Origin of the sequence: Halopenitus persicus (assembly GCF_900107205.1) — an archaeon.
GTDB classification, from domain to species: domain Archaea; phylum Halobacteriota; class Halobacteria; order Halobacteriales; family Haloferacaceae; genus Halopenitus; species Halopenitus persicus.
Genome location: NZ_FNPC01000009.1, coordinates 89,771 through 114,771, shown reverse-complemented (window position 1 = coordinate 114,771; position 25,001 = coordinate 89,771). Strand labels below are relative to the sequence as shown.

General features: G+C 65.8%; 24 protein-coding genes and 2 pseudogenes. 13 read left to right on the top strand and 13 right to left on the bottom strand.

Annotation, left to right across the window (positions count from 1 at the left end; genetic code table 11):
* Window positions 1–105: 105 nt before the first annotated feature.
* The 3 genes from BLV25_RS13690 (at window position 106) to BLV25_RS13680 (ending at window position 3,350) form a co-directional block, all read left to right on the top strand.
* Entirely contained in the window at window positions 106–1,281 is a 1,176-nt protein-coding gene (locus tag BLV25_RS13690) for a DUF7096 domain-containing protein (protein ID WP_092734300.1), read from the top strand.
* Window positions 1,282–1,482: 201 nt separating this feature from the next.
* Window positions 1,483–2,148 (top strand): DUF7345 domain-containing protein, encoded by a 666-nt coding sequence (locus BLV25_RS13685; protein WP_176819502.1) that lies wholly within the window; start codon window positions 1,483–1,485, stop codon window positions 2,146–2,148.
* Between the two features lie 74 nt (window positions 2,149–2,222).
* Window positions 2,223–3,350: a hypothetical protein gene (locus tag BLV25_RS13680; RefSeq protein ID WP_092734295.1), complete on the top strand. Its 1,128-nt coding sequence runs from the start codon at window positions 2,223–2,225 to the stop codon at window positions 3,348–3,350.
* A 156-nt stretch (window positions 3,351–3,506) separates the two neighbouring features.
* On the opposite strand, the gene BLV25_RS13675 is transcribed toward BLV25_RS13680, so the two are convergent.
* The 3 genes from BLV25_RS13675 to BLV25_RS13665 form a co-directional block, all read right to left on the bottom strand.
* Window positions 3,507–3,980 carry a redoxin domain-containing protein gene (locus tag BLV25_RS13675; protein ID WP_021072466.1) on the bottom strand — a complete coding sequence of 158 codons (474 nt, stop codon included), beginning with the start codon at window positions 3,978–3,980 and terminating at the stop codon, window positions 3,507–3,509.
* 85 nt (window positions 3,981–4,065) lie between these two features.
* Window positions 4,066–4,725: a helix-turn-helix domain-containing protein gene (locus BLV25_RS13670; RefSeq protein WP_021072467.1), complete on the bottom strand. Its 660-nt coding sequence runs from the start codon at window positions 4,723–4,725 to the stop codon at window positions 4,066–4,068.
* A 156-nt stretch (window positions 4,726–4,881) separates the two neighbouring features.
* Window positions 4,882–5,145 (bottom strand): DUF2249 domain-containing protein, encoded by a 264-nt coding sequence (locus BLV25_RS13665; RefSeq protein ID WP_092734292.1) that lies wholly within the window; start codon window positions 5,143–5,145, stop codon window positions 4,882–4,884.
* Between the two features lie 193 nt (window positions 5,146–5,338).
* On the opposite strand from BLV25_RS13665, the pseudogene BLV25_RS18180 reads away from it, so the two are divergent.
* From BLV25_RS18180 to BLV25_RS13640, 5 genes and pseudogenes are all read left to right on the top strand, one after another.
* A pseudogene (locus BLV25_RS18180) lies at window positions 5,339–5,799 on the top strand (SRPBCC family protein).
* Between the two features lie 75 nt (window positions 5,800–5,874).
* A complete protein-coding gene (locus BLV25_RS13655; protein WP_092734289.1) occupies window positions 5,875–6,267 on the top strand; it encodes a CGCGG family putative rSAM-modified RiPP protein in 393 nt (130 codons plus the stop codon).
* 21 nt (window positions 6,268–6,288) lie between these two features.
* Window positions 6,289–6,939, top strand: a complete 651-nt coding sequence (locus BLV25_RS13650) for a molybdopterin-dependent oxidoreductase (protein ID WP_092734286.1) — start codon at window positions 6,289–6,291, stop codon at window positions 6,937–6,939.
* Between the two features lie 174 nt (window positions 6,940–7,113).
* The gene (locus BLV25_RS13645) at window positions 7,114–7,716 is read left to right on the top strand and encodes a hypothetical protein (RefSeq protein WP_021073647.1); all 603 of its coding nucleotides are present in this window, start codon (window positions 7,114–7,116) and stop codon (window positions 7,714–7,716) included.
* Window positions 7,717–7,960: 244 nt separating this feature from the next.
* Complete coding sequence (locus BLV25_RS13640; protein ID WP_092734283.1) at window positions 7,961–8,854, top strand: RNA ligase family protein; 894 nt, start codon at window positions 7,961–7,963, stop codon at window positions 8,852–8,854.
* A 52-nt stretch (window positions 8,855–8,906) separates the two neighbouring features.
* Here BLV25_RS13640 and BLV25_RS13635 read toward each other — a convergent pair whose 3' ends face one another.
* A complete protein-coding gene (locus BLV25_RS13635; RefSeq protein ID WP_218128642.1) occupies window positions 8,907–9,977 on the bottom strand; it encodes a pyridoxal-phosphate-dependent aminotransferase family protein in 1,071 nt (356 codons plus the stop codon).
* A gap of 81 nt (window positions 9,978–10,058) precedes the next feature.
* A complete protein-coding gene (locus BLV25_RS13630; RefSeq protein ID WP_021073650.1) occupies window positions 10,059–11,624 on the bottom strand; it encodes a hypothetical protein in 1,566 nt (521 codons plus the stop codon).
* Between the two features lie 105 nt (window positions 11,625–11,729).
* Here BLV25_RS13630 and BLV25_RS13625 point away from each other — a divergent pair, with 105 nt between their 5' ends.
* The gene (locus tag BLV25_RS13625) at window positions 11,730–11,939 is read left to right on the top strand and encodes a YgaP family membrane protein (protein WP_021073651.1); all 210 of its coding nucleotides are present in this window, start codon (window positions 11,730–11,732) and stop codon (window positions 11,937–11,939) included.
* 60 nt (window positions 11,940–11,999) lie between these two features.
* Window positions 12,000–14,351: a PAS domain S-box protein gene (locus BLV25_RS13620; RefSeq protein WP_092734280.1), complete on the top strand. Its 2,352-nt coding sequence runs from the start codon at window positions 12,000–12,002 to the stop codon at window positions 14,349–14,351.
* A gap of 18 nt (window positions 14,352–14,369) precedes the next feature.
* On the opposite strand, the gene BLV25_RS13615 is transcribed toward BLV25_RS13620, so the two are convergent.
* The 5 genes from BLV25_RS13615 to BLV25_RS13595 form a co-directional block, all read right to left on the bottom strand.
* Window positions 14,370–15,248, bottom strand: a complete 879-nt coding sequence (locus BLV25_RS13615) for an ABC transporter ATP-binding protein (RefSeq protein WP_092734276.1) — start codon at window positions 15,246–15,248, stop codon at window positions 14,370–14,372.
* A complete protein-coding gene (locus tag BLV25_RS13610; protein ID WP_092734272.1) occupies window positions 15,245–16,120 on the bottom strand; it encodes an ABC transporter permease in 876 nt (291 codons plus the stop codon). Before BLV25_RS13610 ends, BLV25_RS13615 begins: the two co-directional genes overlap by 4 nt.
* 15 nt (window positions 16,121–16,135) lie before the next feature.
* Window positions 16,136–17,155: an ABC transporter substrate-binding protein gene (locus BLV25_RS13605; RefSeq protein ID WP_021073655.1), complete on the bottom strand. Its 1,020-nt coding sequence runs from the start codon at window positions 17,153–17,155 to the stop codon at window positions 16,136–16,138.
* Window positions 17,156–17,337: 182 nt separating this feature from the next.
* Entirely contained in the window at window positions 17,338–18,117 is a 780-nt protein-coding gene (locus BLV25_RS13600; protein WP_021073656.1) for an MOSC domain-containing protein, read from the bottom strand.
* A gap of 85 nt (window positions 18,118–18,202) precedes the next feature.
* Window positions 18,203–18,388, bottom strand: a complete 186-nt coding sequence (locus BLV25_RS13595) for a hypothetical protein (protein ID WP_021073657.1) — start codon at window positions 18,386–18,388, stop codon at window positions 18,203–18,205.
* Window positions 18,389–18,469: 81 nt separating this feature from the next.
* Here BLV25_RS13595 and BLV25_RS13590 point away from each other — a divergent pair, with 81 nt between their 5' ends.
* The 3 genes from BLV25_RS13590 (at window position 18,470) to BLV25_RS13580 (ending at window position 20,878) form a co-directional block, all read left to right on the top strand.
* Window positions 18,470–19,639 (top strand): pyridoxal phosphate-dependent aminotransferase, encoded by a 1,170-nt coding sequence (locus BLV25_RS13590; RefSeq protein WP_092734269.1) that lies wholly within the window; start codon window positions 18,470–18,472, stop codon window positions 19,637–19,639.
* A gap of 303 nt (window positions 19,640–19,942) precedes the next feature.
* Window positions 19,943–20,497 (top strand): DoxX family protein, encoded by a 555-nt coding sequence (locus BLV25_RS13585; RefSeq protein WP_021073659.1) that lies wholly within the window; start codon window positions 19,943–19,945, stop codon window positions 20,495–20,497.
* 48 nt (window positions 20,498–20,545) lie between these two features.
* The gene (locus BLV25_RS13580; protein WP_092734266.1) at window positions 20,546–20,878 is read left to right on the top strand and encodes a hypothetical protein; all 333 of its coding nucleotides are present in this window, start codon (window positions 20,546–20,548) and stop codon (window positions 20,876–20,878) included.
* A gap of 326 nt (window positions 20,879–21,204) precedes the next feature.
* On the opposite strand, the pseudogene BLV25_RS16935 reads toward BLV25_RS13580, so the two are convergent.
* The 3 genes and pseudogenes from BLV25_RS16935 to BLV25_RS16930 all read right to left on the bottom strand — a co-directional run.
* Window positions 21,205–21,354 (bottom strand): annotated as a pseudogene (locus BLV25_RS16935) (IS5/IS1182 family transposase); the annotation flags it as partial.
* Between the two features lie 485 nt (window positions 21,355–21,839).
* A complete protein-coding gene (locus BLV25_RS13570) occupies window positions 21,840–22,475 on the bottom strand; it encodes an IS6 family transposase (protein WP_092734263.1) in 636 nt (211 codons plus the stop codon).
* Window positions 22,476–22,556: 81 nt separating this feature from the next.
* Window positions 22,557–25,001: a PGF-pre-PGF domain-containing protein gene (locus tag BLV25_RS16930; RefSeq protein WP_143114461.1), complete on the bottom strand. Its 2,445-nt coding sequence runs from the start codon at window positions 24,999–25,001 to the stop codon at window positions 22,557–22,559.

Genomic DNA, 25,001 nt, shown 5'->3' with positions numbered 1-25,001 from the left:
GCCGAGATCACCGGACGGAAACCGATTTAATCCGGATTAAACGTTCCAAAATCGGCTCGACGGTCGTCCATTTATATCCCCCTCCCCGTCCATTCCTCGAGTGCAATGAATCGAACCGCGACACTGCTGATCGCGATCACGCTCGTCGTCTCGACCGTGGGGGCCGCACCCGCGGCCGCCGCCGGCGTCGGCGGACAGGCGAGCACCGGCGCGAACGCGATGGAACCGCTCGATGGGGATCGACCGCAGGTCTCCACCGATACCAACGAGACGACGGAGACCGAAACGGAAACTGAAACCGACGACGCCGAGAACGACACCGCGGACGACGCCGAGAACGACACCGCGGAGGCCAACGAGTCGGACGACGACGTCAGCCCCGGCGAGCGTCTCTCGGGCGTCGTGGGCGTGCAGGAGGCCGAGATCGACGGCGAGATAGAAACCCGAGCGTTCGGCCTGCGCATCGCCAGCGCGGTCTCGAACGGCTCGAAGGCCGACATCGTGTCGGAGTCCGCCGAGAACACCTCCGAACGGATCGCCGAGCTCGAGGACCGACGGGTCGAACTCGAGGCACAGTACGAGAACGGCACGATCTCCCACGGCGAGTACCGGTCACGAACGGCCCGGATCGCGGCCGAACTCCGCACGCTCGAGCGGATCTCGAACCAGACCGCGAACACGGCTCAGGAGCTCCCGCCCGGACTCCTCGAGGAACGCGGCATCAACGCGTCCGCGATCGAGGAGCTGCGACGCAACGCTAGCCAGCTCCACGGGAACGCCTCGGCCGTCGCTGGTGACATCGCCGGGCCGCCCGAGAACATCGGCCGACCCGCCCACGCAGGTCCGCCGGAGGCTGCCGGTCCTGATGGCGATGCGGGTCCGGATGACGATGCCGGCCGACCGGACGATGCCGGCCAGTCCGATGGCGAAGCCGACTCGGACGAGGCCGCCGAGCAGCCTGACGACGCCGGACGACCGGACGATGCGGGCCGACCGGATGCTGCCGACGGAAATGACACCGACGAAACGGACGACGATTCGATGAGCGGTGATGCGGGGACCGAAACCACGGACGACGGCTCGTCGGCCGATGACGAGTCGGCCGAGGACGGATCAACCGATGACGGGTCGGCAACCGACGACGCCTCCGAGGACGGTTCGGACGACGCCGCTGACGACGGGGCCGGCGCCGGCTCCTCGCAAAGCGGTTCCGCAGGTGGCAGTTCCGCCGGCGGATCCTCCCAGGGCGGCTCCGCACAGGGCGGTCCCGGTGGAAACTGATGACGCAGGCTGATCGACTGACGGGCCGAGACACGCGGACTGACGGACACGATCCCGACCCGGAGGAATACGCTCCCGACCCACGAATGGTCGGGATGAACGGACGCGGGGGGCCGGTCAATGAGTAGCCCGGCCGGCTCTCGATCACGACGTCGACTTCTTGCGGGAGGGCTCACGGTTCTCGTCGTCTGCAGTCTTTTCGTGGGCGCGACGGGGTCCGTCGCGGCGACCAGCCACTCCGACGACGAGCCCGCGTTCACCGTCGCCCTCGAGGACGACGGCGACGCGACGGTGACCGTGCGTCTCACCTACGACCTCGAGGCCGACGATGAACGCGCCGCCTTCGAGGACCTCCGGAACGACTCGACCGCACGAACCGACCTCCGTGACCGGTTCGCCTCACGGATGCGGTCGGTCGCCAACGAGACGGCGACCAACGTCGATCGAGAGATGGCGATCGACGACGGGTCGGTTGATCTCACCACGGTGGACGACACCGGCGTCGTGGAGCTGTCGGTTCACTGGACCGACTTGGCGACGACGACGGACGGATCGATCGTCCTCGCCGAGCCGTTTGCGAGCGGATTCACCCCCGATCGGCAGTTCGTCGTGGTGCCCCCCGAGGGCTACTCGACGACCGCGGCGACTCCCGCCCCGACCGCCGTCGAAGACGGGACCCACGTCTGGGAGCCCGGAACGAGCCTCGACGGATTCGAGATGGTTCTCTCCCCGGATGACGGCCCAGGTGCGACCGGTAGCGCAACCGCCGACGCGGGAGCGACGAGCGATTCCGCGCCCGGGTTCGGCGTCGGGACCGCCATCGCGGCCCTGCTGTCGGCGGCCATCGTGTTCGGCCGCCGAAGCTAACCGGCGACGGGAACCGACTGCCGACTCCGTTCCCGGGGTATTTTGCGTTCAGGGCGTGTAGCCGGACTCCGACGATGTCCAAGAGCGCAGCCCCGAGCGACACGATGGCGGAACGGAGCGCGGGTTCGACCTGGAAGCAGCGGGTACTGCTCGAGGCGGACCGCCGCGCGGTCGCGGCGGGGTTGATGGCGGCCGTGTTCCTCGGGGTCGTGGCCGCCAGCGCCGCGACGCCGACCCCGTTTCGGTCCGTGATGCGGTCCACCGACGTCATCCACACTCTGTTTCAGGGACTGACCACGGCGCTCATCACCGGCGTCACCCTGGTCGTGTCGATCAACTCGCTGGTGCTTTCCCAGGAGCTCGGGGCCGTCGACGACCAGCGCGAACGCCTCGACGGCGCGCTGGAGTTCCGGGAGTCGGTCGCGGACACGATCGACGAGCCGGTGAGTCCCGCGGATCCCGGGTCGTTCATCGCCGCGCTCGTCGGCGCGTGTGCCGACCGCGCGACCGCGTTCCGGGACGCGCTCGACCAGTCCACGACTGACGTCGACGACGCCGACGACGCCGACGAGTCAGATGCCGGCGACGAGTCAGATGCCGGCGACGAGTCAGATGCCGGCGACGCTGACGCTGACGACCTCTTCGAGGACGTCGACGACTTCGTCACGGAACTCACCACCCACGCGGATCGCGTGCGCGCCGACCTCACGGACGCCCAGTTCGGAACCTACGCCGTGATCGGTGCCGCGTTGAACTTCAACTACTCCTGGAAGGTGTTTCAGGCGCGCCGGATCGGAACCGTCCACGCGGACGCGATCCCCGACGCGGCCCGCGACGCGCACGCGGACCTCCTCGATGCCCTCGAGCAGTTCGGGCTCGCCCGCGAGCACTTCAAGACGCTCTACTTCCAGTGGGAGCTGATCGCGCTCTCCAGGGCGATGCTGTACGCCGCCGTTCCCGCCCTGATCGTGACGATCTCGATGTTGCTCTTCTTCAACACTGCAGTCGTCGAGGGGTCGATCCTCGGCGTCGACGTGCTGGTGCTGGCGGTGGCCGCGGCGACGACGGTCGCCGTCACGCCGTTTCTGTTGCTCGTCTCCTTCCTGCTCCGGATCGCGACGATGGCGCGGCGCACGCTCGCGATCGGGCCGTTCGTGCTCCGCCGGGCGAATCGAACGACCGTCCCCGACGGGGACGAGTGAGACGCGAAGCGGTTCGCCGTCGAATCGGCCGGAAACGATTCGTCGTCGAATCGGCCGGGAAATTCGCCGGCGGAGGAGAGAAACAACAGTTTTCGAACGGACCGGAAAAAAACGGTCGGCGGCTCGGTCGGATCGACTGCTGCGGCGGCTCCCGAATCAGGCCGACTCGACGGCCTCGAGTACCGCCTCGTAGTCCGGCTCGTTCGTCGGATCGTCGGCTACCCAGTCGTAGACGACCGTGCCGTCGGCGTCGAGGACGTAGACGGCGCGGTTCGCGATCCCGTGCAGGCCCAGCTCCGCGATGTCGATCTCGAGATCGTACGCGCGGATCGCGTCGCCGGCCATGTCGCTCACGAGGTCGAACTCGATGCCGTGTTCCTCGCGGAACGCCCCCAGCGAGAACGGCGAGTCGGCGCTGAGGCCGAGCACGGTCGCGCCGGCGTCCGCGAAGTCGTCGAGCCGCTCCTGGAAGGCGATCATCTCGTTCGTGCACGGGGGCGTGAACGCGCCCGGGAAGAACGCCAGCACGACCGGGCCGTCCCCGAGCACGTCGTCGAGGTCGAACGGTTCGTGGTCGCTCGTGCCGATCGTCGCCGTGAAACTCGGTGCGGTGTCTCCTGTAGAAACCATCACCCGAGAATACGGCCTCCGGGCTTATAAAGGTCGACGCGACTATATTCCCGCTGGGTTTCCGACCAACGGGCCACGGATCGCTCTACGGGGCCGGCGTCGGCTGCGTGAACGCCGGCCGGTCGCCGCCCTCGAACTCCTTGACGATCCGCTCCTCGGCGCGGTGGAGGATCTCACAGCACGTCGACTTCGCGAGATCGAGCTCGTCGGCGAGCTCGCCCTGGGTACAGCCCCGCGGGGAGTCGTAGTAGCCGAGGTCGATCGCCGTCTCGACGACCTCGCTCTGGCGGTCGGTGAGCACGCGGTCGAACCGGGGACTGTCCCAGACGTGTTCGACGATGAACCGCACCTCCGACTGGTCCAGCTCGTCGGCGAGCGAGGAGAGCCGGTTTCGGGTCGTCGTCAGCTCCCAGTCGACCTCGCCGTCCCTGATCTCGAAGGGCATTTCCACCGGGACGCCGGTCCGGTCGAGGACGCGCAACAGCAGTGGCTCGTCGGTCTCGAACTGGATGAGCGCGCGGTCGGCCCCGCGCTGGAAGACCTCCACCTCGTGAACCGCCTCGTACTCGTGCATCCGATCGAGCACCCGATCGGGGTCGCTCGCGAGCACCTCGACGAACCCGACGCCCACGCCGTCACACGACTGCGCCGACCGAACGCGGAAGGTCGCCTCGGGGAAATCCCGGGAAAGCTCGCCGATCCAGACGCGCTTCGGCACCGACAGGGTGAGTGAAACGGACACCATTTAGGTACTCCTAAAAGACGAACCACAATGAACGCGAGTGCGAACATATTCGGACTGAGCGCCCGTCGCCGGTTCGATCGAGCGTCCGTCGCCGGTTTGCTTGAGCGCCCGTCGCCGGTTCGATCCTCCCCTCGGCGTGGGGATCCGGTCCCGCGGTTACTCCCGCCAGATCGCGGTGACGACGACGCCGTCGTCCGCCTCGATCGTCTCGTAGACGTAGCCCCGGTCCTCGATCTTCGGGTAGAGATGCTGGGGCGCGCGGTCGTTCAACTGGACCAGGACGGTCCGGTCCTCGAGCGCCGCGAGCCGCTCGAGCGTGTCCTTGAGCGGTCGCGGCGGGGGGAGATCCCGGGCGTCCAGCGTCTCCGTCGGTCGGTCGGTCGGCGCGTCCGTCTCCGAGACCGCCGTTGTCGCCTCCATACTCGACGTTCGAGTCCGATGACCCTCCCGATTGCGCCGAAAATGTTCGCCCCGATACCGGGCTCGCCCGGATCGAGCGCGCCCCGGAACCACGTTCGCCCGGGAGCCGCGTTCGCCCGGGAACCGAGTTCGCCCGGAAACCAAGGACGATCGACCCCCGAAATCCTTCCGTCAGGGCCCCGTTTCCCCGCCTATGCAATCCGTCACCCTCACGCGCTGGATCGACGCCGACCCGACGTCCGTCGCCGACGCGATGGCCGACCTGGAGCCGTTTATGGCCGCCGCCGGTTTCGACGAGGTGACGGTCGACGGCGACCGGATCGCGGTCGCGAACCGGGTCGGAATCGCCACGATCGAGCTCACGCTCCAGGTGACCGATGGCCTCGAGGGGGACGACTCCCTCGCGGACGCCGAGCCGCCGTTACCCTCGAATACGTGCAGCAGGAGGGGATCTTCGAGGCGATGACCACCTCCTACACCGTCACGGCCGCCGACGGCGGCAGCGAGGTCACCGCCACGACGGAGTTCGCGCTCGACGTGGCGATCGTCGGGGACGTCCTGGACGCGACGGTCATCAAACGCCAGCGACGCCGCGAACTCGAGGCGCAGTTCGACTGGCTCGAGGCGCAAACCGCCGAGCCGCGAACCGACTGACGGCTCCGGCCGTAGTCGGTGAGGGAACATATTCGGCTCGGGGTTCTTCCGTACGTGGGACCACTCTCGAGGTGAATGACGAACACCACTCACGACCACGACGATCACGATCACGCCGACCACGATCACGCCGAACACGACGACCCCGACGACCACGACCACGCCGACCACGACCACGATCACGACGCGCAGCCGGTGACGGACCACGTCCACCACAACTCCTGGTCGGCCAACCTCGAGCGGATGGAACACGCCGACTCCCGGGACCTCGTCGTCGAGCAGGCGATCGACGCGATCGAACACACCGCGGCCGACAACCACGTCAACCTGGTCACCCACGGCGCGCACGGCCACCCCTCGGAGTACCTCTTCGATCACCTCGAGACGGCGTTCGACGACGGGGATCTCGAGTGGGAGTACATCGAACAGTGCGGCTGCGGCGGCCACGTCGTTCGCGTGTACGTGTAGGATGACGGCGCTTGAATCACGATGACTGACACGCCGCCCGAACCGGACCCCGTCGCCCCGTCCGACAGCGATGCGACCGCCGACCTCGTCTCGCACCCGGTCCCGGACGCGGTCAGCGAGGCGCTCGGCGGGGCGGGCCAGTCGGCCGCCGATCCGACCGCGGAGTGGACGCTCCGGATCACGACACCCGCGACCGACGTCGATTCCGGCCGGGACTCCGACCCTTCCGACCGAACCACCGACGCCGAGTCCGTGACCGTCACGTACGACGACCTGGCGGCACTTCCCCACGAGACCTTCTCGGGCGACTTCTCGTGTCTCGAGGGATGGACCGCGACCGACCTGACCTGGCGCGGCGTCCGGATCGGCCGGCTCCTGGCGGCGACCGTCGGCGGGACTCACGAGGCCGGCCACGCGCTCGTCCGCGCGATGGACGGCGAGTACGCCTGCGCGTTCCCGCTCGACCGGCTGTCCGAGTCGGTGCTCGCGCTCGAACTCGAGGGCGAACCCCTGCCCGTCGAACACGGCGGCCCCGCACGCCTGGTTCCGCCCGGCGAGGACGCCGACTGCTGGCGCAGCGTCAAGTGGGTCGCCGCGATCGAGGTGACCGCGGAGCCGCCGACCGAGGCCGACACCGCCAGGGAGATCGCGCTCTCGCGTGTCGACGATTAACGCGGGCGGGCCGAACACCGGCTGTAGCGACGTCCGGCGGATCGATCGTTCGATCGGGCAGACCCATCGTTTGACCGGGCAGACCCATCGTTCGACCGATCGTTCGACCCACCAGCGAGCCGGGCGAACATATCCGGGAGCAGCCATAGGGCCGACGCGTGCCGATCGACGCGTATGGCCGGTTTCCCCTCACCCTTCGGCGGCGATGACGACGATCTCTTCGACGACGAGGACGCGTTCGTGCCCGACCACATCCCGAGACCGGGACGATTCCTTCAGGGACACGACGTGTTGACCGGCGAGGACCACGTCGCGTTCCATCGGATCACCCACGACTGCTTCGAGGAGCGCAAGGTGTACGACATGACCTTCAACTACAACCTCGCGCGGCTGAACCTCGACACCCGCCACCCGGGCGCGGGCTACCGCTACGCGGAAGAGGCCGACGACCCCGACGTACTGCGGGCGGAGTTCACCCCGACGACGCCGTTCTGCCCGCAGACCCACACCCTGACGATGGGCTCGTTCCGCGCCTGGAACGGGCTGAGCGACCGCCACGAGTACGACCTCGTGCGCGTGCGCGCCGACCGGATGCACCACCAGAGCGAGGCGATCAACGAACAGCTCGAGGAGCTCGAGGAGCGCTACCTCGAGACGGGCGACGAGACCGTGGTTCCCGAGGACGCCGATGACATCGGCTCGAACCCGATGGAGCGGTCGATGCAGCAGGAGGGCCCGAGCCGCGGGTCGGCCGGTAATTCCGAGGCACCCTTTTAAGCGGAACTGACGACGCTCCGAAGAATGGAACCGTGTCAGCGCGAGCGAGTCGGGCGAGGTCGTCGACTGACGTCCCCGGAAGCTGCTGCTCCCCGTGACGGCAATCCGACCACATCGGGTCACCGCCGTCACTATTGAGGGACATTCATAAATCGAGCCGGGTCGAACGTCGACTCGACGACGATGTCGGTCCGTGGCCGACGACGATACCCACACATCCCCGGACACGTATCCACCACACCCGATGCACACCTATCCGTCCGTTCCCCACGTCGAGAACGCTCCCGACGGCCTCCTCGAGGAGGGTCACCTCTGGCTTCTCGAGCACGTCGACGGCGCACACCTCCGGTTCCAGCTGCGCGACTCCGGCGCCATCCGGTTCGGCGACCGGAACCGGGTGTATCAGGATCCGGCCGACATCCCCGCGCCCTACCGCCACGCCGTCCGGCACGTTCGGGAGCGGCTCGACCGGGACGCGCTTCGCGAGGCGGTCGGGAACGTCGAGGACGTGACCGTCTTCGGCGAGGCGACCCACCGACACGCGATCGACTACGACTGGGAGCGGACCCCCTCGTTTCTCGGGTTCGACGTCCGGTCGGCGTCCGCCGGGTTCCTCCCGCCGGACGCGGTCGAGCGCGTCCTCGAGGCGCTCGACCTGGTCCCCGTCCACGCCGTCGACCGGGAGGTCCGGGCACGCGATTTCGACCCCGACTCCTATCCGATCCCCGAGTCGGCATACTACGACGGTCCCGCCGCGGGGGTCGTGATACGCGACAAGGCGGGTCGCCGGGCCGTTCTCCCCCATCCCGAGTTCAGCGGCGACGCCGAACCGCCGTTCGCGGCCGCATCCGAGTCCGGGTCCACTCCCACCGAGTCCGGAGCTGCGTCCACATCCGTCCCCGTCGATGCCCACGCGGCGGCGGACCGCTACGCGACTCGGGCCCGGTTCGAGCGCGTCGCGACACGTCTCGAGGAGGCCGGACGACCGGTCACCTTCGACGCGCTGTACGACCGCGTTCTCGAGGCCATCGCCCGCGAGCACCACGACCGACTCCACGACGGCAGGCAGGCGATCGATATGGACGACTTCCGCGCCGCCGTCGCCGCACGGACGCGCCGGTTCCTCGACGACCGCTGATCGTGCGGGCGCCGGACGCGAATCGGTTCGCCGCCTCCACGACCGCCTGCCGTCACTCCACGACCGCCTCGACCGCGTCCATCACGCGGTCCACCTTCTCGACGTCGGCGTTGTATCCCATATGACCGATCCGGAGGATCTCGCTCGACAGATCGCCGAGCCCCGTGGCGAGAACGACGTCGTGGTCAGCCTCCACCCGATCGCGGATCGATTCCGCCTCGCCCGGCAGGTGGAAGGCGGTCACGGTCGGCGAGGCGCGTTCGGGGTCGGGATAGATCTCGATGCCGATCTCGCGGCCGCGCTCGCGACAGCGCCGGGCGGCGCGCTCGTGGCGGTCGAAGACCGACTCGAGCCCCTCCTCGAGCAGGAGGTCGAGCGCGGCATCGAGCGCGGCGACGTTCGCGCTCAGGTGGGTGTACGGGAACCCCTCCGAGACGTCCCGCCAGGGCAGGAAGTTCGTGTACAGGGAGGCGGGATCGCGCTCCGTCATCCGGTCCCAGGCACGGTCGCTGATCGCGGCGGTCGTGAGCCCCGGCGGAGCGCTGAAGCACTTCTGGGACGCCCCGAGACAGACGTCGATCCGATCGGTCGGGACCGGCGTCCCGCCGAGCGCGGAGACCGCGTCGACGACGCTCACCACGTCGTGATCCTCGAGCCGGTCGAGCACCGGACCGATGTCGTTGAGCGTTCCCGTCGGCGTCTCGCAGTGGACCAGCGTGGCCACCTCGATCGGGGACCCCTCCGCCGCGGCCGTCTCGAGCGCGTCGTCGACCGCCGCCAGGTCGTAGCCCTCGTCGTAGGGAGCCGAGACGACGGTCGCCTCGCCGCCGTACGATTCGACGAAGTCGGCGAACCCGTCGCCATAGAGCCCGTTCGAGACGCAGAGCACGCGGTCGCCCGGCGCCACGAGCGACGCGATCGCGGCCTCGAGTCCGAGGATCCCCTCGCCGCCCGGCACCACGACGTCGTGGTCGGTCCCGTAGACCGTCGCGAGTTTCCCACACACCGCCTCGTACCGTTCGGCGAACGCCGCCTCGACGTCCGGGTTCGGCTGTTCGGCCGCCATCGCCTCCCGCACGGCTTCCGGGACCTCCGTGGGCCCCGGAGTGAATCTCGTTCGCATACCACACTCTGCGGTCGGCATCCACATCCCGATTACGATCGGGAGCGCGTCGCACCACCTCGACTGCTGATCGGACCGGTCTCACGACCGATCCGGGGCGACGTCGGTCCCCGAATCGGCGTGGTTCGGTTCGGCCCCCGAACCGGCGTGGTCGCGATCCGTCCCCGCATCGACACGATCACCGTCGGTCCCCGAACCGGCGTGATCACGATTCGTCCCGTCTCCGGGCCGTGCGCCGAACAGGATCTCCCGAACCGAGTACGGGCTGTGGGTCCGGAGCACGAACACGACGTTCCCGCAGAACACGGCGATCCCGACGAGCACCGCCACGCCGCCCGCGATGGCACCGATCGTGACCATCCCATCGAATGAGAGGATCGTTCCGGCCGGAGCCGCCGGCTCGACCGCCGCGAGGAGGACGGGCGACTTCAGCAGGTCGACCGCGACGAGCAGCACCGTCCCGACGAGAAAGCAGCCGAAATCGACCCGCGCCAGCCGGTCGCTGTAGAGGTCGTCGATCATCGGGACGTCCTCGAACCCGAGCAGGTCGCTGTACCGGTGGACCCAGACGATGAACGGGACGATGTGGTAGACGGTCCCCAACACCACGAACCCGATCACGCCGAGCGTCAGGAGGTGGACCGTCCCGGGGGCGCCGAAGGTCGTCCCGTCCGCGAGTGGGTCACGCAGCCAGCTCGGCAGGGTCACGAGCCCCCACAGCGCCAGCGCCGGCGCGAGCACGGCGTACCGCGAGAGCATCGGCGTCCAGGGGACCCGCGTCTCCAGGAGTCGACGGGCGAGAACGACGCTCATCGCGAGCAAGCCCGCGATCACGAGCACGCCCCCGCCGACGCCGAGCACGCGGCTTCCGGGCTCCCCTGCCCCCAGAAGCCGTCCGGTCGCGAGCGCCAGTACGCCGACCGGATAGCCGACCTCCTCGATCCGTTTCAGGGGGGCGTCGATCCCGTGGAGTTCGGTCTGGGTGAACATCGTCGCGAGCTGGTAGAGCGCCCCGAGAACCGTCGTGAGGATCGCCCCGAAGACCGCGAGGGTCGCGTGCGCGCGGACGAGATCTGGCCGGTCGATCGGAGTCCCGCCGAGGACCGGCCGAACGAGATCGACCGCCAGTACGACCCCGAGAAGCGTGAGGAGCACGAAGAATCCCAACGCGAGCAGGAAGTGTCGCTCGGTAACGTCGAGGTCCCGCAGGGGACCGACCGCCCGCAGCGTCCGGGCGATGTTGTACGCGAAGACCCAGAACCCGGCCACCATCACCGCGCCGAAGACCGGAACCAGCGCCAGCCGGCCGGTTAGCAGCCCGGTCGCGAACCCGAGCAGTCCCACGGTGACGAGCTGCAGCTGCCGGGTCGCCAGCGCTCTGGAGTACAACTGGACGCCCGACCAGACGGGAACGAACTGCGTCATCGCGCCCATGATCGTCACGCAGACCCATCCCGCCAACAGCAGGTGCACGTGCGCGAGCGACGACCAGCCGGGCGGCGGACCGACGACCGTTCCGCCCGCCGCGGTGGCGAGCCCGAGGAGTCCCCCGGCGACCAGAAATCCCAGCGCGAGGAGAAAATGTCGCAGCGGGACCGTCATCGGCGGCTGCTGGTCCGTCTCGACGTTCCCGGGAACGACGCTCATATCGATCGATGGTACGATGTCGTCCGTCCTCCGGCTGTTCGCGAATATGTTCGCGTCCGTTGTCCGGACACAGCACTCAAGACGGTATGGAACGTATCGGGACGCATGAACCGAAACGTCGGCGAGATCGATCGGGCAGTCCGCATCGGAGCCGGTGCGGTGGCTGGACTCGTCTCGCTGGCCATCCTCGCGGACCGAATCGCCGCGCCGGACGTGCTGGCGCTCCTGGCGGGGATCGCGGCGGTCGTTCTGCTGGCGACCGGCTACCTCTCGACCTGCGGACTCTACGCCGTCCTCGGGGTCGACACGCGGTAGCGGACCGATCCGCTCGCGAACCCGACCGATTTTTTACGCCGTGCGATAAACGAAACGGGTATGTCCGAACGGATCCGGGTCCTCCACGTCGACGATCAGCCCGAGTTCGGGGAGCTGGTCGCCACGTTCCTCCAGCGAGTGGACGACCGGATCACGGTCGTCACCGAATCGAGCGTCGCGGACGGCCGCGACCGGTTGGACGCCGAGACGAACCGGATCGACTGCGTCGTGAGCGACTACGATATGCCCGGGATGAACGGCATCTCGTTTCTCGAGGACGTCCGCGAGGAGCACCCGACCCTTCCGTTCATCCTCTTCACCGGGAAGGGCTCCGAGGAGGTCGCGAGCGAGGCGATCGCCGCCGGCGCGACCGATTACCTCCAGAAGCGGGGCGGCACCGAACAGTACGAACTCCTCGCGAACCGGATCGGCAACGCCGTCGAACAGTACCGATACGAGACCGAGCGAAACAGGGTCTACCGGGCCCTCGAAACCGCCACGCAGGCGATCGGTCTCATCGACGAGGACGGTCACTACGTCTACCTGAACGAGGCGTACGCGAACCTCTACGGATACGAACCGGACGATCTCGTCGGCGAGCACTGGGAGGTGCTGTATCCCGAGGACGAAACGGAACGATTCAACGAGGAGATCCTCCCCCAGCTCGAGCGGGAGGGCCGCTGGACCGGACAGAGCCGGGGGATACACGCCGATGGGACGCCGATCCCCGAGCGGCTCTCGCTCGCACAGCTCGACACCGGCGGCCACGTCTGCGTGGTTCAGGACGTCTCCGAGGAACGACGACGCCGGCGCCGTCAAAAGCGGCAACGGGACGCGCTCCTGGAGCTGTTGACCCACGAGGCGGTGATCTCGGGGTCGTTCGACCGCGCGGTCCGGGAGATAACCGAGACCGCGACCGAGGTGCTCGACGTGCCGTCGGCGAACGTGTGGCTGTTCGACGGGGACGGAACGACGCTGTCCTGCGTCGACCGCTACGACCGCGAGGCCGACGCCCACGAGAGCGGACCGGATCTCGACGTCGAGGAGCAGCCGGCATACGTGGACGCCATCGAGGAGAACCGAGCGATCGCGGTCACGGACGTCCAAGCCGACCCGCGAACCGCCGGGCTGACCGACGACTACCTCGAGCCGAACGACGTCGCCGCGCTGCTGGATGCCACCCTGCACTCGGAGGGCGAGGTGATCGGCGTCGTCTGCCACGAGGAGCACGCTGGCCCCCGGGAGTGGACCGACGACGAGATCCAGTTCGCAACGGACGTCGCCGACATCGTTCATCGGGCGCTCCGCAACCGCGACCGTCGCGAGCAGCAAGCGACGCTCGAGTTCCAGCGCTCGCTGCTTCGCGCCCAGCAGGACGCCATCCTCGACGGGATGATCGTCGTCGACGACGACCGCCGGATCGTCTCGTACAACGAGCGGTTCGCCGACCTCTGGGACGTTCCGGTCGACGTCCTGGAGGCGGGCGACGACGCCGTCGTGCTCGACCACGTCGCGCGACGGGTCGCCGACCCGGAGGCGTTTCGATCCCTCGTCGACCGGTTGTACGACGACCCGGAGACGACGAGCCGCGACGAGGTCGAACTCGCCGACGGCCGGGTCTACGATCGCTACACGACCCCCGTCACCGGCGCCGACGGGGCCCATTACGGCCGGCTCTGGATGTTCCGGGACGTCACCGAGCGGAAGCACCGCGAGCGCCGGCTCGAGCGCCAGGCGGAACAGTTCGACGAACTCGCCAGCGTGGTCTCCCACGACCTGCAAACGCCGCTCGCAACGGTTCGTGGACGGTTGGAGCTCGCGCTCGAGGCCGACGACGCGGACCACATCGAGGCCGCGATGCGTGCGCTCGACCGTGCCGACGAGCTTCGCGAGGACCTCGTGTCGGTGCTCCGGAGCCGTGACGTCGTCTCCGAAACCGGGACGGTCGACCTCGCGACGCTGGTCGAGACCGTCATCGAGTCGATCGAGCGGATCGAGGACGACCGCGTCACGGTCGTCGACGCGCCGTTGCCCGTCGAGGGCGACGAGAACGCGATCCGCCGGCTCCTTCAGAACCTGATCGGCAACTCGGTCGAACACGGCGGCCCGGACGTTCGCGTCCGGATCGGCGCGCTGGACGGTGCCCCTCCGGCAGGCACTCCCGACGACGTGCTCTCGGAGTCCGACCCCGCCGTCGGCGGATTCTTCCTCGAGGATTCCGGTCCCGGGATCCCGCCCGAACGGCGCGACGACGTCTTCGAGCCCGGATTCACGACCAAGGAAACCGCGACCGGGACCGGGATGGGGATGGCAAGCGTCGACCAGATCGTCGACGCCCACGGATGGACGATCACGATCGACGACGCCACGACCCTCGACGGCGTCCGGTTCGAGATCCGGACCGACGGGTGAGTCGAAAGCGCACCGGCCTCAGTCCGCGCCGATGCGGTGCCGAAGCAGGGAGACGTACTCGCCGAACTCCGGGTCGCCCCGGTCGCGCGGCCGATCGAGGTCGATCCGCACGACGTCCTGGAGGTGTCCCGGCTCCGAGCCCAACACGAGCACGCGGTCGGCGAGGATGACCGCCTCCGCGACGTCGTGGGTGATGAACAGGGCCGTCTTGCCGGTCTCGCTCCAGACCTCGAGCAGCTCGCGCTGGAGCATCTCCTTCGTCTGCGCGTCGACCGCGCCGAAGGGCTCGTCCAGCAACAGGAGGTCCGGATCGACGGCGAGCGCGCGGGCGAGCGCAACACGCTGTTTCATCCCGCCGCTCAGCTCCTTCGGATAGCTCTCCTCGAACCCGGAGAGCCCGACGAGGTCGATCATCCGCTGGACGCGGTCCCGTCGCTCGGACGCACTCGTGTCCGCGTGTTCGAGCCCAAATCGGACGTTTCCGGCGACGGTCCGCCACGGGAACAGGTGGTACTCCTGAAAGACGACCCCCATATCTGGGCCCGGGCCGGTGACCCGGTCGCCGCCGAGGTACACCGCCCCGTCGCTCGGCGCCTCGAGTCCGGCGATCAGCCGGAACAGCGTCGTTTTGCCGCTCCCCGAGGGACCGATGACGCAGACGAACTCGCCGTCGGCGACCTCGAAGGAGACGTCCTCGAGCGCGCGCACCACTCCGTTCGGCGTGTCATAGCGTTTGCTCAGCCCGCGGGCCTCGACGCGGGGCTCGCCCGGTACGGACGCGGCGTCCGCGGTCAGCGATCCCTCGTCGAGCGGGGTGCCCGATTTCTCGCCGGTCGGTACCACGGACTCCTCGTCGAGCGGCGTTCCCGAATCCTCGTCGGAAGGCGAACCGGTCATCGCGCCTCACCCCGCCAGACCAGAAGGCGACGTTGTACCGCCCGGAAAGTGGCATCGACGAGCAGGAACAGCAGACTCAACACGAGGATGTAGGCGATGACCACGTCGACCTGGAGGTTGTTCGACGCGCGGAGGATCCGGCGACCGATTCCCGGAACGCCGAAGATCTCGGCCGCGACGACGAGCATCCAGCAGCGGCCGATCCCGGTGCGGATCCCGGTGAGGATCTCGGGGGAGGCAGCGGGAATGACGATATGCCGAAGGAGCTCGCGGTCGCCGGAGATGCCGAGCGACCGACCGACGTCGAGCAAGTCCTCGGAGACGCCCTCGACCCCGCCGTAGGCCGCGTAGAAGTTGATCCAGAACGCGCCGATCGCGATGATGAACGCCGCCCCGGCGTGGTTGATCCCGAACCAGGCGATCGCGAAGCCGATGAGCGCCAGCGGCGGCACCGGGCGCAGCAGCCGAACCACCGGGGAGGTGAGGTCGTCGGCGGTCCGACTCCAGCCGGCGATCACCCCGGCAGCCACGCCGAGGGTCGTCCCGGCGATGGTGCCCGGTATCCAGTGGAGCACGCTCTGTCCGATCGCGACCGTGAGCCCGCCGGACGCCGCCTCCTCGATGAACGTCGCACCCACCGCGGCCGGCGTGGGGAGGACGTACGACGGCTGCGTCAGCGAAACGAGGTGCCAGATCGCGACGAACGCCGCGAGCCCGACCGCACCGTAGCCCGCGCGTCGCGACGCGACTGATTCCGCGATCGACTCCCGGATCGAGCCCGGAATCGTTTCCGGATCCGACTCCGGATTCGACGCGTCCGGGTCGCTCGTGATCTCCGATCCGGCGACCGCCGGCGTGTCGTCGGTACCCATCCCCGTCAGCCCTCCTTACAGTCCCTCGTAGACGCCGTAGTCGAATATCTCGTCGGTCGTACGCCGCTCGTCGGTCTGTCCGTTCGCGTCGGCGAACCGCGCGAACACCTCGGTTCCGCTCTCGATCTCGCGCGGGTCGGTGATGAAGTTCGACAGCGGCGAGTCCAGCGCCGTTCGCGCGCGGTCCTCCGGCATTCCGATCCCCGCCTCGACGTGGACGGCGGTCTCGTCGGGGTTCTCCCGGATGAACTCGGTCGCCCGCACGTGCGCGGAGAGGAACTGTCCCGCCAGGTCGCTGTTCCGGACCGCGTCGGTCATCGTCACGACCGCGCCCGGCTGGCCGGGCATGATCTCGGCGGCGGTCTTGAAAAGCGAGACGTCGGAGCCCTCCTCGCTCGCGATCGTCGGCACCGGCTCCATGATCGAGGTGCCGTCGACCTCGCCGTTGGCGATCGCCTGCCAGACCGCGTTCGCGCCGTTGATCTCGGTGATCGTCACGTCCGACTCCGGATCGAGCCCGAGCCCGTCCGAGAGCCAGTAGCGCAGGAAGACGTCCGGCGTCGACCCCTGCGGGAACGTGCCGAACTCGAAGGGGCTGCCAGTCCGCTCCTCCCAGACGGCGAAGGCGTCCGCGCCGTGCTCGTCCCACAGCGACTGGAACTCCTCGTCGGCCATGATCCCCAGCATCTCCTGGATGTTCGCGGCCGTCACCTTCACCGGGAGTCCCCGGTCGATCGCGATGATCGACGGGACGATGCCGAACATCGCGACGTCGATGTCGCCCCCGCCGAGCGCCTGAATGATGGCCGGCCCGTCGGTGAACTCCTGGCCCACGATCTCGGCGTCCACGTCCGCGAGGTATCCCTCGCCCTCCATCACGTACCACTGGAGGTCCGGGTAGATCGGCATATGCGCGACCGTCAACTCGTCGAGACCGCTCCCCGACCCGCCGAGACAGCCGGCGAGCCCGACCGTCGCTGCTCCGCCGGCGGCGGCGAGGAACCCCCGCCGCGTCGACGTCGTCGTTCCGTGCATACCCCCGGTTCGGGGGCCGCACGGATTCGGTCGTCGTCGCCGGCGATTCTCGCGGCTATACTGACGAAACCAACCGCGGTTTAAAAGCCATTTTGGCGACGATCAGGCCGTGGGGACGCCGATGTGCTGTATTTAAATCGTCAGAGATGGCGGTAACATATTCCTTCTGTGGGCAGCGATCGTCACCGATCGACGACGCGCACATCGTCCCCGACCCGGATCGATCCGCCGCGGTCGGCCTCGGGGATCCGACTGATGATCATCAGCGTGTAGTGGTGGTCGAACGCGTCCGGGTCCGCCCACTCGGGAAACGTCTCGCGACGCTTCTCGATGAACCGCGTGCGGAACTCGGGAAGGGGCTCGCCGGTGTCCGGATCGCGGCTCGGAACGACGCAGCGTGCACACGGGGTGACGCCCTCGAACCGGACGTCGCCGACCGTGAACGCGGGCGCCTCGTCCCCGACGAACCGGTCCTCCCAGAAGGGCTCGACCCCGGATATCTCCACGTTCGCCCGCAGGCGGCGACGGGCTCCCTCGACGGTCAGGTCGTCGAACCACGAGGCGACCGCTTCGAGCGTCCCCGTGCTGATGACCGACGGTCCCATGTCGGGCCGGTCGACGAACCCGACCGACGAGTTCCGTTCCAGGGTCAAGTCCGCGTCGAAGACATCGCTGAACCAGTCCCCGGCACGCGACCGCTCGCCGGCCTCGTCGAGCGCGAACCGCCGCGAGTCCCCGTCGGGCGTCTCGACGCGGAGCTCGCCCGTGTCGGGGTCGAAGTCGGTCCGCAGCTCGTGTATCCGCTCGAAGTCCTTTCCGTTCACGACCTCGCCGTCGTCGCCGACGAGCCCGAACTCGCGGTCGTACGCCAGCGTTCCGCCCTCCCGGATCGCCGAGGTCTCCACGTCGATCCCGTCCAACCCTTTCACCGGAAACACCCGGATCCGTTCGAGCCGTGCCATTACCCTCGAGATGCGCGCCGCGGGCAATAGCGTTTCGCCGAACGCGACTCGTCCCCAGCCGCCGGTTCTCCATCGTTCCGTCGATTCACCCGTCGGTCGGCTCTCGCAACCGTTTTGGCCCGTCCCCGCCGAGCATCCGAAACCGCACGCGGCCGGTCGGGACCGCCCGATCGAGCCGATCCACAACGATGTCACGAACCTCTCCATCCCGTTCGTTCGGTCCGCCGGCGATCGCCGTCGCTGCCGGATCGACGGTCGAACAGTCCGTCATCGGCCAGTCCAGTACGGGTCGGCCGGTCACGCTCCGCTCCGGCACCCTCGCTCGGGCCCTCGCTCGGGCGGTGATCCCCGAATGACCGACCGGCGAACGCCCGACGTCGACGTCGGGACCGACCGCACCGACGCGGTCGCCGAATCCGTGATCCGGGAGATGACCCGCGAGGCGCTGGCCCACGACTCGATCAACCTCTCGCAGGGCATCCCCGACGAGGACGAGACGCCGCCCGCGATCAAGGCCGCCGCGAGGGAGGCGGTCGACTCCGACAGCCAGTACACGATCACGTGGGGGCTTCCCGAACTCCGCGAGACCGTCTCCGAGCGGTACGCCGACTGGAAGGGCGTCCGGTACGACCCCGAAACCGAGGTGACGATCACCACCGGAACCAGCGAGGCGCTGATGTCGACGCTCCTCTCGCTCGTGGACGGCGACGACGCCGTGATCTACTTCGAGCCGGTCTACGAGAGTTACATCCCGGCGAGCCAGTTCGCCGGCGCCGAGGCGATCCCGCTCGACATCACCGACGATCTCACGGTCGATTTCGACGCGCTCGCGGCCGCCGCCGAGCGCGCGACCGTCCTCGTTTTAAATACTCCGATGAACCCGACGGGGAAGGTCTTCTCCCGGACCGAGCTCGAGCGGATCGAGGAGATCGTCTTCGAGCACGACCTGATCGTTCTCACCGACGAGATCTACGAACACATCGTCTACACCGACGACTACGTCAGTCCGGTCGAGGTCGGCGACCTGGCGGACCGCACCGTCGTCTGCACCGGAATGTCGAAGACGTTCAGCGTCACGGGCTGGCGCGTCGGCTTCTGTCTTGCGCCCGAGTATCTCTCCGCGGAGCTGCGGAAGGTCCACGACTACACGACCATCTGCGCGCCGACTCCCTTCCAGCGCGCCGGCGTCGAGGCGCTGTCGCTCCCGGACGACTACTACACCGATCTCTCCGACTCCTACGAACGCCGCCGGGACCTGTTGTGTGACGGCCTCGAGCGCGCCGGGCTCGATCCCGTCCGTCCCGACGGCGCCTACTACGTGATGGCCAGGTATCCGACCGGGGAATCCGACGTCGAGTTCTGTCACCGCCTGATCCGCGAGGCCGGCGTCGCGGCGGTCCCCGGCGGCAGCTTCTACACCGACCCCGACGCCGAGGCCGACTGGATCCGGTTCACCTTCTCCCGGAACGAGCCGACGCTCCGGGAGGCGATCGACCGACTCGTCGAAAACCGATGGTGGTGAGGGCGGACGCCTCGGCGCTTCGGCGACGACCCGCGCTGCGGATGCCGCCGATGGACATCGCAGTCGGCCGTTGCCGACCGCACGATGACCGTCACGCTCGCCGTGATGACGCCCGATCGCCGTGATGACGCTCGATCGTCGTGATGACCCCCGATCGCCGTGATGACGCCCGATCGGTTACGATCGCTCGCATCAACGCGTGATCGGTTTCCGTTCGATATGCAGACCGTATACTCGATGACGGTTTTCCGTTCCTCGTGATCGGCGAGTGCTTTTAAGTCACCCTCGAGCCATCGTTCAAATATGGTATCACGAGAGGTCACGCTCGAAAGCACGATCGGCGGATTCACCGCCGAAGGGCAGTTACACACGCTGAGCGTCTGGTTCATCCTGGCGCTCCGACTGATGATGGGGCTCGCGTTCCTTCAGAGCGGCGTCGACAAGGTGCTCTCCGGCAGCTTCAGCGCTGCCGGCTACCTGCAGAACGCGCCGCCGTCGAACGGGAGCCCGGTCGCGGACCTGTTCGTCGCCATGGGGAACACGCCGTGGTTCGTTGACTTCGTGAACGTCGCCGTCCCGTGGGGTGAGGTCCTGATCGGGCTCGGCCTGATCGTGGGCTTCCTGACCCGGCTGGCCGCCTTCTGGGGGGCGTTTATGATGCTCCTGTTCTACCTCGGGAACTGGGAGATCTCCCACGGCTACATCAACGGCGACTTCGCGTACATGCTCGTGTTCCTCTCGGTCGCCGCCTTCGGCGCCGGCCGGATCCTCGGGCTCGACGCATACGTCGAAAACTACGACCTCGGCGGCGAGACGCTGGTCGAGCGCTACCCGTGGATGCGATACCTCCTCGGCTGAGCGACCCCCGCCGGCAGACGTTTCTTCGTGCGAACCGTACTCATTGATATGGCATACCGATTCGTGCGCGCACGGCCGAACCGCGACCGGCTTCCCGAGCTCCGCGAGCGGCTCGAGAACGGCGACGTCGAATCGATGGAGCCGTTCGGCCGCGCGCTGACCGCCGCCCTCGAGCGGGCGAAGTTCGACCCCGAAACCGGCGAGGCCGTCTGGATCGAGGAGGACTACTGTACGCCGCCGCTCGCGATGGAACGGGAGGCGGTCCTCGACGAGTACTTCGAGGCCATCACCGTCGTCGCGGACGACGTCGACGAGACGGCCGGGTGGAAGCGCCTCGAGGACCTGCCGGGGCTCTGGGAGCAGATCTCGAACGTCCAGTGACCGATCGGCGACGAAACTCGGCCGTCGGCGACGAGAACACGACTGGTCAGGATACGGAAAACAGGAGACGAAAACCGAAAATGCTCCGACTGGGATTCGAACCCAGGTCATCGCCTCGAGAGGCCGACAGGCTCCACACAGACGGCCTCGCTGAGATCCGCGATTGGATCCTTCTATATCGGATTTTGGCCTGCTATAGCGATAGAATTGATCTGGGAGTATATAAAATACCCAGCTGGTTGCCCGGTCGGCAAGTCCGATTCGCAGTATTAGGTAATGAGCCAATCTTAGAAGCTAGCCTCAGTGAGGATATCATAGAACTCTTCTCACACTGTGATCACGGTACTTCCCGGATTGTCTTCGCGTTCGTAGTTGGCAATTACGGTGACGAGGCGAAGGCACAGCGCAAGGAACACCTGCGCTCGTGCACAGACGCGGCCTCGGACGCACACACGCCCGAGGCAGTAGTCCTTGAGTAACCGACCCCACCCTACTTCGCTCACCCTGACGGGTTCGCTCGTTGAGGGCGTCGTCAGAAGCGGAGCTTCTGACTGCTACCCAGAAATCGGAGATTTCTGGTGATGGGGCTTTGATGTGGGACTCGCCGTCAGTTATCGCCCGTATGGAACGACCTTCGGGGTCGGCGTCCCCACCATTCGAGAGCCGGGCTACTGCAGCCCGTGATACCGGCGACTTGTGCGACGTATCACTGAATAATGGTACGGTGGATCCCTGAAAATATATCGGGTGACGAGTCAGTCAGCATCAGCCACGTTACTTGTTTCCCACTATGTCGGCTTTCTCTCCGGCCTACTCGCGTCGTGCTTCCGACTGCGTGTCAGAAGCCCTCGCTCCTTGAGGCCAGAGGCTCCGTCTCGAAACTGCTGAACTGCGTCTCAACACCCCGTCAGAACGTACCGCGTTCTGACTGCTGTCTCGGAGGCGAGCGCGCGGTGTTAACTTAATAAGCATAGTTCCACCAGACGGCGTGGGCTTGTAACCACGTTTCCGCGGTCGGTGGGTCGACGTGGCTGAAACAATTTGAAAACGAAGAGGTTCTGCGTTGTATTTCTCGGAAGACACGTTCAACTGCGTTTCTGAAGCCGTGGATTTCGACGTGGAAGCGAAGATTTTCTCGTCGAAGCGCGCCTTTGAGATCGTTAGCGTCATCGACGAGAAACAGCGCATCCTCGACATCGTGTTTCTCGGCTAACTCGGCTAGGAACTCTCGACCGATCGGGATCGTATACGTCGGAAACAGCTGTGAGTGGAGGATTCTGTTGGTTTCTGGATCGACCGCAGCATACAGCCAGTACTGCTCGTTGTTGATCCGGATCGCCTTCTGATCGACAGCAACGCGATCCGGGCTTTTCCCGCCAGCTGGCTGTAGGTCAGCCTTCTGAACCCAGTTATGAATCGCAGTTCGACTCCGTTCGACACCCAACTCCTCAAGTAACACAACTGTATTCGAAAGTGATAGTCCCGCAAGGTGGTGGCGAATACCCTTTTCAATGATCTCACGGGGTGTCCGCTCTCGCTCCACAAACTCCAAGTCGATCCACTCGGTAGATCCGGTGAGGCGGTCGGTTTCGGCCATAGGACTCTGAAACTTCGACCGCCTCGTCCTTAACTTAACACCGCGGAGGCGAGTCACCCACCGTTCATAAAGGTGGAGACGTCACCTTGAGTAGCGGCGGGCGAGTAGTGCACTGCTGAGCAGTGCGAGAACCGCAATTACACTGGTGAAGCCAGGGATCCCTTCCTCAGTTTGCTCCGGACTCACCTCAGTCTCGGTCGGCGACGGCTCCGTTTGCTCCGGTGTCTCAATGGCGTTGACCGTAATCGATGTCGTGGTAGTATCCGTTTCGCCAGCATCGTTCGTCACAGTCAGTTCGACATCGTACTCACCTGGTTCATCGAACGTCGTTGAGACCGTTTCTCCGGTCAGTGTTTCTCCAGCAACGGACCACTCGTAGGAGACCACTTCTCCGTATCGGTCGTCGGATCCGCTGGCGTCAAGGTCGATGGATTCTCCGACGTCGATCGTCGTTGCGGATGGCTCGATGGATGCAGTTGGTTCAGAGACGGCACTTACGGAGAAGTACGAGAATCCAGGTGTTTCTGCCCGAAGGATGATACTATCTTCAGTCTGATCGACGACTTCAGTAGTGAGACCTTGCCATTCCCCGTCCGCGAATCGATTCATACGGAGATCTTCAGGTTCAGCGTTGACGGCTTCGACTCTCGACTGCGGTACGCTGGCGCGGATCGTTCCAGGTGTATTTGCGGCCTCATCCGGAACCGTAATCTGAGTGACTAAGACGGAGGCACCGGGTGACGGACCGGTTTCGTCTGGTTCACTCTCGAGGTCCGTAACGGTGATGTCACCCTCAACTTGATCGCTTTGAATCCGAATTTCTTGGACAGACGTTTCTTGGGTGGTTGCGACGGTTTCACCAGTCTCTTCATCAACTTCGACTTGCGCTCTCTCTGAGGCAACGACTCCAACATCATCAGGTACGGTTTCCGGTACTTCTTCCTCATCGCCGAATGAGGGAGCACCGCCGCCACCGCCGCCCCCACCGCCGCCACCGCCGCCACCACCGCCTGCAGCAGTGATCTCGATTTGTTGGGTCACGGTGGTATTATCGCTTTGAACGCTAATATTATCGGTAGCAGCGTCGCCGTCTTCGGTATTCCATTCGAGTGTTACTTCTGAACTCTCCCCAGCTCCAAGTGTCAATTCTGGGTCAGTAATTGAGTCAACGGTTTCCCCATCGAAGTTGTTTAATTGGATCTGCTGGGTATCTTCGCTCCCACCCGTATTGGTGATCGTGGCATTGACGGAGAGGGTTTCGCCTTCCTCGATTGGTGCGTTCGTATCCGTGATCGCAACGTCAAAGTATGGAGCAGGTTCTTGGATACTGAACGTTCCACTGTCCGTACTGATCGCGTTTTTGTCGTTTTCGAGCGTACTAAGGTAGACGTACTGGTAGGTGCCTTGCTCCCAACTATCGTTCGTCTCGATTGTTAGCGTGTGATCGCCCGATTCGGCAACATCCGCATCAATCGATGCATTGAGCGTTGAATTCGGCGAGACACTTCTCGTATTCGGCGGATCTTGCTGTAATTCTTCCGAGATGAAATCAATTACTGCTCCAGATCCAACTGCACGCGAGACACGCCCGTCAGCGAGCTCAACACCATTAATAGTCGCTCCCTCTTCGACATCGCCTACCCCACTGACAGTGGCTATCGAATGCTCAAATGTACTGTCCTTCTGAATGTCAAAGTCCCTATCTAGTTCATTCGGATCAACGATAACTGTATGTCTTGATTCGGTTAACTGGTCCTGCTTATAGACTGCTAAGACGTGTGTGACACCAGTACTCCCGAGTTGATTAGTAACATCTACATCGAATGTAATATCGTCTCCTGGTGCCGGACTATCTGTGGTTCGGGTTACCTCGGATGGTTCTCCGCGCTGTACGGGAACTGCATCAGTACCAACCACAGTAATCTCATCGGTAACTTCGATCTCCCCGGAGTCAATATTCACCGCATCATTCCCGTTACTAGTAATAGCGAAAAACAGGTAGTGGCCGGGCTGAGATGGCGTGTAACTAAAGGTTTGATATCCATTTGAATTGAGAGACCCGTTTTCGACGAATTCATATGTTGCATTCTGGTTTGCGTTCTCGGTAGTCAACATATCAATAGCATCCGAGAACGTATTCGGGACTTCAGCGTTTCCATCGCCGGTTACTCGTGCCGCGACGATCTGGACATCCTCTCCATCCATTGACCCACTTTGTGCCCGTAGTGAGTCGTATGTGAGTGTTATCTCCGTATTGGGGTTATATACGACTGTATTATCTTTTGCAAGCGATGTTTCGTCGGATCCAGTGTTCGCAAATAAATATGGATTCGAAACGGTTTCTGCAGCATTTCCACCATCTACACGAAGTGGAAATACAGCTCGTTCCCATACATTAACTTGATCTGATGCTTCGAAAACTTGATCGTTCGGTAAGGGATCCGAACTCGCAGCTGACGCGGGTGCGGCGGTTACCACACTTAAAACCACGCACACCACTATGAATATGGTACCCAGTTGACGCAT

Coding starts and splice junctions, on each gene's coding strand:
- BLV25_RS13580 (WP_092734266.1), top strand. CDS start 20,546: ATGGCATACCGATTCGTGCGCGCACGGCCGAACCGCGACCGGCTTCCC.
- BLV25_RS13675 (WP_021072466.1), bottom strand. CDS start 3,980: ATGGTTTCTACAGGAGACACCGCACCGAGTTTCACGGCGACGATCGGC.
- BLV25_RS13635 (WP_218128642.1), bottom strand. CDS start 9,977: ATGCGAACGAGATTCACTCCGGGGCCCACGGAGGTCCCGGAAGCCGTG.
- BLV25_RS13665 (WP_092734292.1), bottom strand. CDS start 5,145: ATGGAGGCGACAACGGCGGTCTCGGAGACGGACGCGCCGACCGACCGA.
- BLV25_RS13590 (WP_092734269.1), top strand. CDS start 18,470: ATGACCGACCGGCGAACGCCCGACGTCGACGTCGGGACCGACCGCACC.
- BLV25_RS13630 (WP_021073650.1), bottom strand. CDS start 11,624: ATGAGCGTCGTTCCCGGGAACGTCGAGACGGACCAGCAGCCGCCGATG.
- BLV25_RS16930 (WP_143114461.1), bottom strand. CDS start 25,001: ATGCGTCAACTGGGTACCATATTCATAGTGGTGTGCGTGGTTTTAAGT.
- BLV25_RS13595 (WP_021073657.1), bottom strand. CDS start 18,388: ATGACGGACTGTTCGACCGTCGATCCGGCAGCGACGGCGATCGCCGGC.
- BLV25_RS13650 (WP_092734286.1), top strand. CDS start 6,289: ATGACTGACACGCCGCCCGAACCGGACCCCGTCGCCCCGTCCGACAGC.
- BLV25_RS13605 (WP_021073655.1), bottom strand. CDS start 17,155: ATGCACGGAACGACGACGTCGACGCGGCGGGGGTTCCTCGCCGCCGCC.
- BLV25_RS13615 (WP_092734276.1), bottom strand. CDS start 15,248: ATGACCGGTTCGCCTTCCGACGAGGATTCGGGAACGCCGCTCGACGAG.
- BLV25_RS13570 (WP_092734263.1), bottom strand. CDS start 22,475: ATGGCCGAAACCGACCGCCTCACCGGATCTACCGAGTGGATCGACTTG.
- BLV25_RS13670 (WP_021072467.1), bottom strand. CDS start 4,725: ATGGTGTCCGTTTCACTCACCCTGTCGGTGCCGAAGCGCGTCTGGATC.
- BLV25_RS13690 (WP_092734300.1), top strand. CDS start 106: ATGAATCGAACCGCGACACTGCTGATCGCGATCACGCTCGTCGTCTCG.
- BLV25_RS13620 (WP_092734280.1), top strand. CDS start 12,000: ATGTCCGAACGGATCCGGGTCCTCCACGTCGACGATCAGCCCGAGTTC.
- BLV25_RS13640 (WP_092734283.1), top strand. CDS start 7,961: ATGCACACCTATCCGTCCGTTCCCCACGTCGAGAACGCTCCCGACGGC.
- BLV25_RS13645 (WP_021073647.1), top strand. CDS start 7,114: ATGGCCGGTTTCCCCTCACCCTTCGGCGGCGATGACGACGATCTCTTC.
- BLV25_RS13680 (WP_092734295.1), top strand. CDS start 2,223: ATGTCCAAGAGCGCAGCCCCGAGCGACACGATGGCGGAACGGAGCGCG.
- BLV25_RS13610 (WP_092734272.1), bottom strand. CDS start 16,120: ATGGGTACCGACGACACGCCGGCGGTCGCCGGATCGGAGATCACGAGC.
- BLV25_RS13625 (WP_021073651.1), top strand. CDS start 11,730: ATGAACCGAAACGTCGGCGAGATCGATCGGGCAGTCCGCATCGGAGCC.
- BLV25_RS13600 (WP_021073656.1), bottom strand. CDS start 18,117: ATGGCACGGCTCGAACGGATCCGGGTGTTTCCGGTGAAAGGGTTGGAC.
- BLV25_RS13655 (WP_092734289.1), top strand. CDS start 5,875: ATGACGAACACCACTCACGACCACGACGATCACGATCACGCCGACCAC.
- BLV25_RS13585 (WP_021073659.1), top strand. CDS start 19,943: ATGGTATCACGAGAGGTCACGCTCGAAAGCACGATCGGCGGATTCACC.